This is a genomic window from Patulibacter defluvii (assembly GCF_034096925.1).
Classification (GTDB): Bacteria; Actinomycetota; Thermoleophilia; order Solirubrobacterales; family Solirubrobacteraceae; genus Patulibacter; species Patulibacter defluvii.
This window is the reverse complement of sequence record NZ_JAWZSQ010000004.1, coordinates 244,449-256,951: the sequence shown is the minus strand read 5'-3', so window position 1 is coordinate 256,951 and position 12,503 is coordinate 244,449. Positions and strand designations below refer to the sequence as shown.

Here is a 12,503-nt window from a genome sequence, read left to right as displayed (position 1 = left end):
GCCCCGCGGCGCGCGCGGCGGGCCGCGACCGACGCCGCCGCCCGCCACCCGCCGGCGCCCTGACCCGCGGCGCCGGCGGTCGCCGGATCAGCCGGCGGCGACCGGGCGCCAGCCGTGCTCGACGCCGGCCTCGTCGAACGAGCGCGGCAGCGTCTTGACCGCCAGCGTGCCGTCGTTCGGCGGCCGCCGGCCGGAGCGGTACTGGGGGATCCAGGGATCGCCGCGGTAGCCCTGCTGGGCCTGCGCGTGCAGGGTCCAGTAGGGGTCGTAGAGGTGCGGACGGCCGAGCGCGCAGAGGTCGGCGCGGCCGGCGAGGATCGTGGTGTTGACGTCCTCGGCGCTCGAGATCGCGCCGACGGCGATCGTCGGGATCCCGACCTCGTGCTTGATCCGGTCGGCGAACGGCGTCTGGTAGCTGCGCCCGTAGGCCGGCCGCTGCTCGGCCCAGACCTGGCCGGTCGAGACGTGGACGATGTCGACGTCGTGCTGCTGGAGCAGCGCCGACAGCGCGACCGCGTCGTCGCCGGTGAAGCCGCCCGGCGCCCAGTCGGTGGCCGAGATCCGGACCGACAGCGGCCGCTCGGCCGGCCAGGCGGCGCGGCAGGCGTCGACGACCTCGAGCGGGAACCGCGCGCGGGCGGCCAGGTCGCCGCCGTACTCGTCGGTCCGGCGGTTGGTCAGCGGCGAGAGGAACGACGACAGCAGGTAGCCGTGGGCCAAGTGGACCTCGAGCAGGTCGAAGCCGGCCGCGGCCGCCCGCCGGGTCGCCGCCACGAACTCGTCGCGGACCCGGTCCATGCCGGCGCGGTCGATCTCGATCGGGGTCTGGTTGCGCGCCGCCCAGGGGATCGGCGACGGCGCGACGACCTCCCAGTTGTCGCTGTCGAGCGGCTCGTCGGAGCCCTCCCAGAGCAGCTTCGTCGAGCCCTTGCGACCGGAGTGGCCGAGCTGGACGCCGATCTTCGCGCGGCCGTGGCCGTGGACGAAGTCGACCACCCGCCGCCAGCCCTCGATCTGGTCGTCGCGGTAGAGGCCGGCGCAGCCGGGGGTGATCCGGCCCTGGGCGGAGACGCAGACCATCTCGCTCATCACCAGCCCGGCGCCGCCGATCCCGCGGCTGCCCAGGTGGACCAGGTGGAAGTCGCCGATCGCGCCGTCGACCGCCGAGTACATGTCCATCGGCGAGACGACGACCCGGTTCTCCAGCTGCATGTCGCGCAGCCGGTAGGGGAGGAACATCGGCGGCCGCGGGGCGGCGGGCTCCGGCGTGCTGCCGTTGCGCGACGGCGCGCTCGCGGGCGCGGCCTCGGGCTCGTGGGCGACGAACTCGTGGTCGCAGCCGTCGACGAACGCCTCGTCGCGGACGCGCAGGTTGTCGTAGGTGATCCGGCGGCTGCGGGTCAGCAGGTTGAACGCGAACTGGCGCGGCGGCTGGCCGACGTAGCGCGAGATCTCCTCGAACCACTCGAGGCTCGCCTGGGCGGCCCGCTGGGTGCTCTCGACGACCGGCCGGCGGTCGGCCTCGTAGGCGGTCAGGGCCGCGTCGACCCCGTCCTCGCCGTGGTCGTGGACGGCCCACGCCAGCGCGATCGCGTCCTCCATCGCCAGCTTCGTGCCGGAGCCGATCGAGAAGTGCGCCGTGTGCGCGGCGTCGCCGAGCAGGACGACGTTGCCGTCGTGCCAGCGGGCGTTGCGGACGGTGGTGAAGCGCAGCCACTTCGAGTTGTTGCCGAACAGCGAGTGGCCGCCGAGCATCGGCGCGAACAGCTCGCGACAGCGCTCGATGCTGGCCTCGTCGCTGACGCCCGGGGGCAGGTCGGCGTGCTCGGCGGCGTCGAGGCCCTCGGCCCGCCAGGTCCGCTCGTCGGTCTCGACGATGAAGGTGCTCGACTTGTCGTCGAACGGGTAGCCATGGACCTGGAGCACGCCGTGCTCGGTCTCCAGCACGTGGAAGGTGAAGGCGTCGAAGACGAGGTCGGTGGCCAGCCACATGTAGCGGCTGCGGCGCGGGTCGAGGGTGGTGCCGAAGGCCTCCTCGCGGGCGGCGCGGACGGCGCTGTTGACGCCGTCGCAGGCGATCACCAGGTCGTACTCGGCCGACAGCCGCTCGATCGGCGGGTGCTCCTGGCGGAAGCGGACGGCGGCGCCCAGCTCGACCGCGCGCTCCTGGAGCAGGTTCAGCAGCACCTTGCGGCTGAGCGCGGAGAACCCGTGCCCGCCCGACCGCAGGGTGGTGCCGCGGTAGTGGACGTCGATGTCGGACCAGTGCGCGAACCGCTCCACGATCCGACCGAAGCTGGTCGGGTCGGAGACCTCGAACGCCGACATCGTCTCGTCGCTGAAGACGACCCCGAAGCCGAAGGTGTCGTCGGCCGCGTTGCGCTCCCAGACGTCGACCTCGTGGCCGAGCTTGCGCAGCAGGATCGCGGAGTACAGGCCACCCGGCCCGCCGCCGCAGACGGCGATCCTCATCGTGCCTCCTCGTGCTCGGCGGGCGCGAACAGCCCGCGGGCGATGATCTCCCGCTGGATCTCCGACGCGCCCTCGTAGATGCGCGGCGCGCGAACCTCGCGGTACAGGTGCTCCAGCCGGTGGCCGCGCTGGAGGCCGCGGGCCCCCAGGGTCTGGATCGCGGCGTCGACCGCCTCCTGTGCCACCTCGGTCGCCACCAGCTTCGCCATCGCGGCGGCCTGGGTGACGGGGCGGACGCCGGCGTCGTAGGCGCGGGCCGCGTGGTGGACCAGCAGCCGCGCGCCCTGGACCCGGGCGGCGATGTCGGCGTGGCGGTGCGAGACCGCCTGGAAGTCCTTCAGCGGCCGGCCGAACGCCTCGCGCTCGCGGCCGTGGGCGACCGCCTCGTCGAGCGCCGCCCGTGCCATCCCGACGGCGAAGGCGCCGACGCTGGGACGGAACAGGTCGAGCGTCCGCATCGCGACGGCGAAGCCGCGGTCGACCTCGCCGAGCACCTGCTCGGCGGCGACCGGGACGTCGTCGAAGAAGAGGTGGCCGACCGGGTGCGGGGCCACCAGCTCCAGCCGCTCGCCGCGCAGCCCGGGGCTGTCGGCGGGGACGACGAAGGCGGTCAGGCCGCGGGCGCCGGCGCCCGGCGTGGTGCGGGCGAAGACCGTGTAGACCCCGGCGTCGGGCGCGTTCGAGATCCAGATCTTCTCGCCGCGGAGCCGGAAGCCGTCGCCGTCGGGCGTCGCCTGCAGCGCGAGCGAGGCGACGTCGCTGCCGGCCTGCGGCTCGCTGAGCGCGAAGCCGGCGGCGTACTCGCCGGCGGCCAGCCCCGGCACCCAGCGGTCGCGGGCGGCGGCGGTGCCGGACTGCAGCAGCGGGAACGAGCCGAGGCCCTGGACGGCGAAGGCCGTCTCGGCCTCGGTGCTGCCGCGCGCCAGGCCCTCACGGATCAGGCACAGGTCGAGCGCCGAGACGTCGCCGCGCCAGCCGTCCGCGTCCTGGGCGTAGAGCCGCTGGAAGAGGCCGTGGCCGGCCAGCGCCCGCAGCAGCGCGTCGTTGACGCGGCCCTCCTCGCCGGCCTCGACGATCGGGGCCAGCTCGTCGCGGGCGATCCGCAGGCACTCCCGCAGCAGCCCTCGCTCGTCGTCGGAGAGGTGCGCGTCGAGCACCGGCAGGTCGACGCTCACGCCGCCGCCCCTTCCGGCACGACCGCGATCCCCATCAGCTCGATCCGGGCGTTGTCGTCGAACAGCCGGGTGACGCCGAAGAGGCCCATCGCCGGGAAGTGGCGGCCGAAGCGGTTGCGCCAGGCGGCGCCCAGCTCGCGGGCGTGGAGCCGGTAGTCGACCACGTCGGTGACGAAGATCTGGAGCGAGACCAGGTGCTCGGGCTTGCCGCCGGCCGCGGCCAGCGCCTCGACCACGTTCGCCGCGGCCTGCTCGAACTGCTCGACCAGCGTGTCACCGGCGATCTGGTTGTTCGCGTCGAGCGCGGTCTGCCCGCCCAGGTAGACGGTCCGGCCAGGGCCGGCGACGACCGCGTGGGCGTAGCCGCTGGGCGGCGCCAGGCCGGGCGCGGTGACGATCTCGTTGGTCATCGGTCAGCGTCCCTTCCATTCGGGCCGGCGCTTCGCGCGCCAGGCGTCCAAGAACTCGTGGTGGTCGTCGGAGCGCATCAGCAGCGCCTGGGCCTGCGCCTCCAGCTCGATCGCGCCGGCCAGGTCCATGTCCTGCTCGCGGACGAGCAGGCTCTTGGTGACCCCGAACGCCTGCGCCGGCCCCTCGGCCAGCCGCCGGGCCAGGGCCTCGGCGCGGTCGCCCAGCTCGTCGTCGGCGACGACCTCGGTCGCGAGGCCGATCTCGTAGGCGCGCTGGGCGTCGATCTTGTCGCCGAGCGTCAGCAGCTCGGTCGCGCGGCCGAGGCCGACGATCCGCGGCAGCAGGTAGGCCGAGCCCATGTCGGCGCCGGCCAGGCCGACGCGGGTGAAGAGGAAGGCGAAGCTGGCCGAGGCGCCGAGGATCCGGAAGTCGCTGGCCAGCGCCAGCACCGTGCCGGCGCCGGCGGCGACCCCGTTGACGGCGGCGATCACCGGCAGCGGCAGCTCGCGCAGGCCGCGGACGGCGGCACCGGTCATCCGCGTGAACTCGAGCAGCTCGGTCGAGGAGAACTTGCGCAGCTCGCCGATGATCTCCTCGACGTCGCCGCCGGAGCAGAAGGCGCGTCCGGCGCCGCGCAGCACCAGCACCCGCACGTCGCCGCGGTGGGGCAGCTCGGCGGCCAGGTCGCGGAGGTCGGCGTAGCTGTCGAAGGTCAGCGCGTTGAGCTTGTCCGGGCGGTTGAAGGTGACGGTCGCGACGCCGTCGGCGATCGCGAAGTCGAAGTGCTCCCACCGCTCGGTGAGGGCGGCCGAGGCGCGGAACGGGGTCATGCTTGGATTCCTCCTCCGTCGAGGATCAGGGTCTGGCCGTTGAGCGAGCGGGCGTCGGGCGACGCCAGCCACGAGACCGCCGCGGCGACCTCGTCGGGGTCGAGCAGCCGGCCGAGCGGCGAGCTGCGGCCGAGCGCGTCGCGGGCGTCGTCGGCGTCGCGTCCGGTCCGCTCCGTGATCCGGTCGACGGAGCGGTCGGTCATCGGGCTGTCGACGAAGGTCGGGCAGACGGCGTTGGCGGTCGCGCCGCTGCCGGCCAGCTCGGCGGCGGCGACGCGCATCAGACCGACGGCGGCGTGCTTGGACGCGGCGTAGGCGGCGGTGTAGGGGGTGCCGACCCGGCCGACGGTCGAGGCGACGGTGACGATCGCGCCGCTGCCGCGCTCGCGCATCCCGGCGATCACCGCGCGGGTGCCGAGGAAGGGGCCGGTCGCGTTGACCCGGTGGTGGTCCTCCCAGTCGGCCAGCGTGGTCCGGTGGAGGGGGGCGCTGCGGGCGACGCCGGCGTTGTTGACCAGCACGTCGGGGACCCCGTCCAGGGCCCCGAAGACGTCGACCACGTCCTGCTCGCTGGCGACGTCGCAGCGGCGGACCGCCAGCCGCTCGTCGTCCAGCTCCTGGGCCAGCGCGTCGAGCGCCTCGGCCCGGCGGCCGAGGGCGAGGACGCGGTCGCCGGCGGCCAGGAAGCGGGCGCAGCAGGCCCGTCCGACGCCGCCGGTGGCCCCCGTCACGACCACCAGCCGACCGGGGCCCGAAGATGGACCACTTGTCGTCGGGGTGGTGTGCAGACCATCCATGGGCAACAATCTACACATCACCGGGCAACGATGTAAAGTGTTGTCGCGATGGCAGCTGATGCATGGATCGTCGACGCGGTGCGGACGCCGATCGGACGGCACGGCGGGGTCCTCGCCGGCGTCCGACCCGACGACCTGGCGGCGACGGTGGTCGCGGCCCTGGTCGAGCGCACCGGCGCCCCGCCCGCGCGGATCGAGGACGTGGTGCTCGGCAACGCCAACGGCGCCGGCGAGGAGAACCGCAACGTCGGGCGGATGGCCGCGCTGCTGGCCGGCCTGCCGCACGAGGTCCCCGGCGCGACCGTCAACCGGCTCTGCGCCTCGGGCATGGAGGCGGTCGTCGGCGCCAGCCGCGCGATCCGCGCCGGCGACGCCGACCTGATGGTGGCCGGCGGCGTCGAGTCGATGACCCGCGCCCCGTGGGCGGTGCTGAAGCCGTCGCGCGCCTACGCCACCGGCCCGGCCGAGCTGGTCGACACCACGATCGGCTGGCGGTTCGTGAACCCGCGGATGGCCGAGGTCGGCTCGCTCGACTCGATGGGGGAGACGGCCGAGAACGTCGCCGAGCGCTACGCCGTCGCCCGCGCCGACCAGGACCGCTTCGCGCTCGCCTCGCACCAGCGCGCGGTCGCCGCCTGGGCCGACGGCCGCTGGGCCGGCGAGGTCGTGCCGGTCAGCGCGCCCCCGCGGCGGCGCGGCGGCGAGCCGGTCGTCGTCGACCGCGACGAGGGCCCGCGGGCCGACACCGACCTCGACCAGCTGGCCCGGCTGCGCCCCGCCTTCCGCGCGGGCGGCTCGGTCACCGCCGGCAACTCGTCGTCGCTGAACGACGGCGCCTCGGCGCTGCTGCTGGCCTCCGACGCGGCGCTCGCCGAGCACGGCTGGAGCGCCAGCGTGCGGATCGCCGGCGTCGGGGTGGCCGGCGTCGACCCGGCCTACATGGGGATCGGCCCGGTTCCCGCCACCCGCCGCGCGCTGGCCCGCGCGGGGATCGGGATCGAGCAGCTCGAGGTCGTCGAGCTGAACGAGGCGTTCGCGGCCCAGGCGCTCGCCTGCGTCCGCGAGCTCGGCCTCGACCCGGAGATCGTCAACCCCAACGGCGGGGCGATCGCGCTCGGCCACCCGCTCGGCTCCTCCGGTGCCCGGATCGTCGGCTCGCTGGTCCACGAGATGCGCCGCCGCGGCGCCCGCTGGGGGCTGGCGTCGCTCTGCGTCGGGGTCGGCCAGGGGGTCGCCGTCGTGCTCGAGCAGCCGTCGGCCGGGAGCCCGGCGTGAGCGCCCTCGAGGGGCCGCTGGCCGTCGTCGGCGGCGGCACGATGGGGGCCGGGATCGCGCTGCTCGCGGCGCTCCACGACCAGCGGGCGACCGTCCTGGAGAGCGACGCCGACGACGCCGCCGCCGCCCGCGAGCGGCTCGAGGGCACGATCGCCCGCCGGGTCGAGCGGGGCAGCCTCGACGGCGAGCAGGCCGCCGCCGTCGCGGCGCGGATCGCCGTCGTCAGCGACCACGCCGACGCGCCCGAGCCGGTCGCGGTGATCGAGGCGGTGCCCGAGATCCTCGACCTCAAGCGGACGGTGCTGGCGCGGGCCGCCGCCGCCTGGCCGCGGGCGACCCTGGCCTCGAACACCTCCTCGATCCCGATCGCCGAGATCGCCGCCGGCCTCGACGCGCCCGAGCGGGTCGTCGGCCTGCACTTCTTCAACCCGCCGACCGAGATGGCGCTGGTCGAGCTGGTGACCCCGCCCGGCGCCGACCCGGCCCACGTCGCGACGGCCCGGCGGGTCGCCGACGCGCTCGGGCGGACGGTGGTCGAGGCGGCCGACGCCCCCGGCTTCGTCGTCAACCGCTGCGCCCGCCCCTACTACCTGGAGGCGCTGCGGGTGCTCGAGCAGGGCCTGGCCGACGTCGCCGCCGTCGACGGCGCCTGCGAGGCCGCCGGCTTCCCGCTCGGCCCGTTCGCGCTGATGGACCTGATCGGGATCGACGTCAGCCTGGCCGTGACCCGCTCGATGTGGGAGCGCGGCGACCACGAGCCGCGCTGGCGGCCGAGCCCGCTCCAGGAGCGGCAGGTCGCCGACGGCGAGCTGGGGCGCAAGAGCGGCCGCGGCTTCCACGCCTACGGCGACGGCGCCCCGCGGCGCGAGCGCGTCCGGCCCGCCGACCGGCTGGTCGCGGCCGAGGAGGCGGCCGACCGGGCGGGGACCGCGATCGACGCGCTGCTGGCCGGCGGAGCGCCGCCCGCCGCCGACCTGGCGCTGGCCCGGATCCTGGTCCAGTTGGTCAACGAGGCCCGCTTCGCGCGCGCCGAGGGGGTGGCGACCGCCGACGCGATCGACGTCGGGATGACGGTCGGGCTCAACCACCCGGTCGGCCCCAGCCGCTGGGCGGCGTGGATCGGCGCGGCCCGGGTCGACGGCTTCCTCGACCGCCTGGCCGGCCCCGACCACGACCCCGTCTACCGCCGGCCCGACCCTGCCGCCGTGACCGCCGAGGAGGCCCGATGACGTCCGACGAGACCCGCGCGGTCCGCACTAGCCACCCGCGCGACGGGGTCGCGCTGCTGACGCTCGACCGGGCGGCGAGCCGCAACGTCCTCAGCGACGAGCTGCGCGACGGCCTGATCGCCGCGCTCGAGGCGACCGACGCCGACGACGCGGTCCGCGCGGTGGTGCTGACCGGCGGGGTCGAGGTCTTCGCCGCCGGCGCCGACATCCGCACGATGCGCGACCAGGGCTTCCAGGACGCGATCGCCGCCCGCGGCGCCCGCCTCTGGCCGCGGCTGGCCGCGGTCCGCAAGCCGCTGATCGCCGCGGTCGGCGGCCCCGCGATCGGCGGCGGCTGCGAGCTGGCGCTGGCCTGCGACCTGATCGTCGCCGCCGAGCACGCCGAGTTCTCCCAGCCCGAGGTGCGGCTGGGGATCATCCCCGGCGGCGGCGGCACCCAGCGGCTGGCCCGGGCGCTCGGCAAGCAGCGGGCGATGGACCTGGTCCTGACCGGCCGCCGGGTGCGGGCCGAGGAGGCCCAGCAGCTCGGCTTCGTCAACCGCGTGGTCCCCCGCGACCGGCTTCAGGACGAGGCGCTCGACCTGGCCGAGACGATCGCCCGCCGGCCGGCGATCGCCGTCCAGCTGGCCAAGCGGGCGGTGGTCGCGGCCGACGAGACCCCGCTCACCGCCGGCCTCGCCGTCGAGCGCGAGCTGTTCCTGCTGGCGATGGCCAGCGACGACCGGCGCGAGGGGATGGCGGCCTTCCTCGAGCGGCGACCGCCCCGCTTCACGGGGCGGTGAGCCGGACGACCTAGGAGCAGCAGCCGTCGCCCGGGCCCGCGTGCTCGTGGGCGTGGCAGCTGCCCTCGCCGGGCGCGGTCGGCGGCACGTCGAGCGCCGGGTTGCGGTCGAAGAAGCCCCACGGCTTGAGGCTGAAGCCGAGCCGCGCGACCGGCATCACCGGCCAGTCCTCGGGCCGTGGCACGTGGTGGTGGTTCATCGTGTACCAGACGACGATGTCCGTGTCCTCGATCGCGGCGTCGTCGGCCACCCACCGCGGCAGGCCGTCGCCGCCGGCGTGCTGGTACGGGTACTCGCCGGCCGGGTAGCGCTCGGCCGGGTCGTAGCGGGTCACCCACAGGTGGTGGTCCATGAAGGCCGCGCGGCGGCGGGCCGACGAGCCGGGGGCGGAGAACGGCACCGTGTTCTCGCCCGTCACGAGCCGGTAGCCGACCGGCTGGCCGACCGCGTTGCGGCTGCTCGGGTTGACGACCGTCCAGCTGCGGGCGGTGGTCAGGTCGAGCGAGCGGCGCGCCTCCAGCTCGCTGCGGAGCGGCCGGCTGACCGTCACCCAGGCGTTGCCGTGCGGGTTGTCGGGGCCCTCGGGGACCGGCTCGGTCTGGGTCTCCAGGACCGTGTTGCCGCCGCCGTCGAGGGCGACGTCGAGCCGCGCGCAGAAGACGTGCTGGTGGTGGATCCCGCTCAGGTTCGGGGCCACGAGCTTGCCGTAGGTCGGGCTGACGCCGTCGGCCAGCGCCTGGGTCGCCACGATCCCGGTCGCCTTGACCTCGGACGAGATCGTGCCGTCCTGGTGGAAGTACCAGAAGAAGCCGTACTCGTAGTTGCCGACGGTGACGATCGAGGAGACGACCAGCCGCCGGCCGCGGCGGACCTCGACGTGGCCGGTGCGGAAGTCGGTGTGCTTCCAGAGCAGCCCGTCGTCCTCCTCGTGGAGGCAGATCGCGTTCGGCACCACCACCGGCTCGCCGCGGCCGTCGCTGTAGGCGCCGTCGAAGTAGTGGATGACCCCCAGGCAGTCGCAGCCCAGCGTCAGCGAGTTGGTCATCGTGCCGATGTTGAACTCGCCGATGTCGAGCGGGGTCTGGTAGAAGCGGTCGGGGTCGGCGTAGGGCACGACCATCTCCGCGTACGAGGCCCGGTGGAGGACCGGCCGAAGGCGGCCGCCGTCCTCGTAGCCGATCCGGTGCAGGACCAGCCCCTCGCGGGTGTCGAAGCCGACCCGGAAGCGCCACTTCTGCCAGCGGACCTCGTGGCCGTGGACGCTGAAGCTGGGGCCCTCGGGCTGGCTGATGTGGATCGGGCGGACGTCGGTCCGCAGCGCGGTCCGCTCGGCGCGGTACTCGCCGCTCTCGGCCGGCAGCGGCACCGGGTCGCGATCCTCGAAGTGGACCAGCTCGCCGGTGTCGACGTCGACCAGGCCGAAGACCCCCTCCAGCGGCCGCGCGTAGGCGTTGCCGCCGGGCTCGGGCCGGACGTAGGCGAGGACCCGCGCCAGCCGCCGGTCGCCCTGCTCCTCGGGCCGGTCGTAGACGCCGGCGGAGACCGGGTCGACGTCGACCAGCGAGAGGTCGTCGACCCCGCGGCGGGCGAGCGCGGCCCGGAAGGCGGGGGCGGCGCGGACGGCGGCCTCGACGGCCAGGAACTCCTCGGTCGTCATCTGCGGCTGGACGCCGGGCACCGCGTTGGCGCGGAGGACCGCGTCGGCCTGCAGGTCGACCCGGATCTCGTGGGTGACGGCGGCGTCGCGGTCGTGGAGGACGACGTCGGCGAAGCGGCGGTCGTCCTCGTGGCCGTCGCGGGCCGGCTCGCCGACCGAGACGGAGACGACGCGGACGCCGTCGCCCTCGCCGGGGACGGAGCGGGCGACGGCGGCGGCCCGCCGGATCTCGTCGGGCGTCAGCGGGTCGAGCGCGAACGCCAGACCGGAGTCGTGGGAGGTGGCCATGAAGCGCACTCCATCGCAGAACTATCCATTCGTCAAGTTTTTGTTCGACTGGATCGCGGGGCGGCGGGCGGCTACATTCGACATGTATGCGTGCTGATATGCAGTTGATTGGCGGACGACCCTCGGCGCGGACCTGGCTGGAGCGGCTGGCGGCGGGGGAATGCAGCGCGCGCGAGCTGGTCGCCGACGTGCTGGCGCAGGTCGACGCCGCCGACGAGCGGGTCCACGCCGTGGTCCACCGCGACGACGAGGCGGTGCTGGCCGCCGCCGAGCGGGCCGACGCGGCGCGGGCCGCCGGCGACCGCCGGCCGCTGCTGGGGCTGCCGGTCTCGATCAAGGACGTGCTCGACGTCGAGGGCTGGCCGACGACGGCCGGCTCGCTGGCCCGCGACGGCCACGTCGCCGACCGCGACGCGACGGTCGTGGCGCGGCTGCGGGCGGCGGGGGCGATCCCGCTGCTGAAGACCAACGTCCCGGAGCTGTCGTCGTCGTTCGAGACCGACAACCTGCTCCACGGGCGCAGCGACAACCCGCTCGATCCGACCCGCACGCCGGGCGGGTCGAGCGGCGGCGAGGGCGCGCTGCTCGGCGCCGACGCGACGATCGTCGGGATCGGGACCGACGGCGGCGGGTCGATCCGGGTGCCGTCGCACTACTGCGGCACGGTCGGGCTGCGGCCGACGACCGGCCGGACGCCGGAGACGGGCCTCTGGCCGCCGACCCGCGCCGCCGGCACGATGGACTTCACCTGCGTCGGCCCGATGGCGCGCCACGTCGAGGACCTGGCGCTGCTGCTGCCGGTGATCGCCGGCGCCGACGGGATCGATCCCTATGCGGTCGACGCGCCGCTGGCCGCGCCGCCGGCGCTGGACGGGCGGCGGCTGCGGGTGGCCTGGTACGACCGCCACCCCGACGCGCCCGAGCCGACGGCGGGGACGCGGGCGGCGGTCCGCGCGGCGGTCGAGGCGCTGGCCGCGGCCGGCCACGACGTGCGCGAGATCGAGCCGCCGCGGGTCGGCGGCGAGCGGACGGCGACCACGCTCTTCTTCGCCGCCGCGGGCGCCGACGGCGGGGCCGGGATGCGGGACGCGGTCGCGGCGGCGGGCGGTCGCCACCATCCCCAGTTCCAGGCCCTGCTCGACGGCGCGGCGGCGGCCCCGACCGTCACCGCCGGCGCCTACCTGGCGCTGCAGGAGGAGGTGTTCGGCTTCCGTGCCCGGGTCCGTGCGCTGGCCGCCGAGCACGACGTGATCCTGAGCCCGGTGGTCGCGGGCCCGGCCCCGCGTCACGGCGAGGCCCCGGCCGGCGTCCCGGCCGAGGACTACCTGCGCTACGAGTCGTTCGAGTTCTGCCACCTCAACGCCGTCGCCGGCCTGCCCGCGGCGTCGGTCCCGGTCGCCGTCGAGGACGGCCTGCCGGTCGGCGTCCAGGTCGCCGCCGCCGCCTTCCGCGAGGACCTGGTGCTGGCCGTCGCCGCCCTGCTCGAGCGGGAGCGGGGCGGCTTCCGCCTCAACCGCGAGCTGGCCGCGACGGCGGTCGGCTGACGGCCAGCGTCCGCCGGCCGTGACGTTCTGGTCGCTCGGCGAC

The 12,503-nt window shown here is 75.6% G+C and carries 10 protein-coding genes; 4 read left to right on the top strand and 6 right to left on the bottom strand.

From position 1 onward, the window contains the following. Positions 1-87: 87 nt before the first annotated feature. From SH587_RS06765 to SH587_RS06745, 5 genes are read right to left on the bottom strand one after another with little or no spacing between them, the layout of a single operon-like run. Positions 88-2,472, bottom strand: a complete 2,385-nt coding sequence (locus tag SH587_RS06765) for a bifunctional salicylyl-CoA 5-hydroxylase/oxidoreductase (protein ID WP_320669819.1) — start codon at positions 2,470-2,472, stop codon at positions 88-90. Continuing rightward, positions 2,469-3,647 carry an acyl-CoA dehydrogenase family protein gene (locus SH587_RS06760; protein ID WP_320669818.1) on the bottom strand — a complete coding sequence of 393 codons (1,179 nt, stop codon included), beginning with the start codon at positions 3,645-3,647 and terminating at the stop codon, positions 2,469-2,471. The genes SH587_RS06765 and SH587_RS06760 overlap by 4 nt, the downstream gene beginning before the upstream one ends. Further along, positions 3,644-4,057: a RidA family protein gene (locus tag SH587_RS06755; protein WP_320669817.1), complete on the bottom strand. Its 414-nt coding sequence runs from the start codon at positions 4,055-4,057 to the stop codon at positions 3,644-3,646. The genes SH587_RS06760 and SH587_RS06755 overlap by 4 nt, the downstream gene beginning before the upstream one ends. 3 nt (positions 4,058-4,060) lie before the next feature. Then, positions 4,061-4,888 carry an enoyl-CoA hydratase family protein gene (locus tag SH587_RS06750; RefSeq protein WP_320669816.1) on the bottom strand — a complete coding sequence of 276 codons (828 nt, stop codon included), beginning with the start codon at positions 4,886-4,888 and terminating at the stop codon, positions 4,061-4,063. Continuing rightward, on the bottom strand, positions 4,885-5,685 hold the full coding sequence (locus SH587_RS06745) for an SDR family NAD(P)-dependent oxidoreductase (RefSeq protein WP_320669815.1): 801 nt from the start codon (positions 5,683-5,685) through the stop codon (positions 4,885-4,887). The genes SH587_RS06750 and SH587_RS06745 overlap by 4 nt, the downstream gene beginning before the upstream one ends. A gap of 48 nt (positions 5,686-5,733) precedes the next feature. On the opposite strand from SH587_RS06745, the gene SH587_RS06740 reads away from it, so the two are divergent. The 3 genes from SH587_RS06740 to SH587_RS06730 are packed head-to-tail and all read left to right on the top strand — an operon-like array spanning position 5,734 to position 8,971. Beyond that, complete coding sequence (locus SH587_RS06740; RefSeq protein ID WP_320669814.1) at positions 5,734-6,960, top strand: acetyl-CoA C-acyltransferase; 1,227 nt, start codon at positions 5,734-5,736, stop codon at positions 6,958-6,960. Continuing rightward, positions 6,957-8,189: a 3-hydroxyacyl-CoA dehydrogenase gene (locus tag SH587_RS06735; RefSeq protein ID WP_320669813.1), complete on the top strand. Its 1,233-nt coding sequence runs from the start codon at positions 6,957-6,959 to the stop codon at positions 8,187-8,189. Before SH587_RS06740 ends, SH587_RS06735 begins: the two co-directional genes overlap by 4 nt. After that, entirely contained in the window at positions 8,186-8,971 is a 786-nt protein-coding gene (locus SH587_RS06730) for an enoyl-CoA hydratase-related protein (protein WP_320669812.1), read from the top strand. The genes SH587_RS06735 and SH587_RS06730 overlap by 4 nt, the downstream gene beginning before the upstream one ends. A gap of 10 nt (positions 8,972-8,981) precedes the next feature. Here SH587_RS06730 and SH587_RS06725 read toward each other — a convergent pair whose 3' ends face one another. Next, the gene (locus SH587_RS06725; protein ID WP_320669811.1) at positions 8,982-10,916 is read right to left on the bottom strand and encodes a primary-amine oxidase; all 1,935 of its coding nucleotides are present in this window, start codon (positions 10,914-10,916) and stop codon (positions 8,982-8,984) included. Positions 10,917-11,002: 86 nt separating this feature from the next. Here SH587_RS06725 and SH587_RS06720 point away from each other — a divergent pair, with 86 nt between their 5' ends. After that, positions 11,003-12,460, top strand: a complete 1,458-nt coding sequence (locus SH587_RS06720) for an amidase (protein ID WP_320669810.1) — start codon at positions 11,003-11,005, stop codon at positions 12,458-12,460. Positions 12,461-12,503: the final 43 nt, after the last annotated feature.

Excerpts from the sequence above, each read along its gene's own strand:
- SH587_RS06765 (WP_320669819.1), bottom strand. The coding sequence starts at position 2,472 with ATGAGGATCGCCGTCTGCGGCGGCGGGCCGGGTGGCCTGTACTCCGCG.
- SH587_RS06755 (WP_320669817.1), bottom strand. The coding sequence starts at position 4,057 with ATGACCAACGAGATCGTCACCGCGCCCGGCCTGGCGCCGCCCAGCGGC.
- SH587_RS06750 (WP_320669816.1), bottom strand. The coding sequence starts at position 4,888 with ATGACCCCGTTCCGCGCCTCGGCCGCCCTCACCGAGCGGTGGGAGCAC.
- SH587_RS06745 (WP_320669815.1), bottom strand. The coding sequence starts at position 5,685 with ATGGATGGTCTGCACACCACCCCGACGACAAGTGGTCCATCTTCGGGC.
- SH587_RS06725 (WP_320669811.1), bottom strand. The coding sequence starts at position 10,916 with ATGGCCACCTCCCACGACTCCGGTCTGGCGTTCGCGCTCGACCCGCTG.
- SH587_RS06720 (WP_320669810.1), top strand. The coding sequence starts at position 11,003 with ATGCGTGCTGATATGCAGTTGATTGGCGGACGACCCTCGGCGCGGACC.
- SH587_RS06740 (WP_320669814.1), top strand. The coding sequence starts at position 5,734 with ATGGCAGCTGATGCATGGATCGTCGACGCGGTGCGGACGCCGATCGGA.
- SH587_RS06730 (WP_320669812.1), top strand. The coding sequence starts at position 8,186 with ATGACGTCCGACGAGACCCGCGCGGTCCGCACTAGCCACCCGCGCGAC.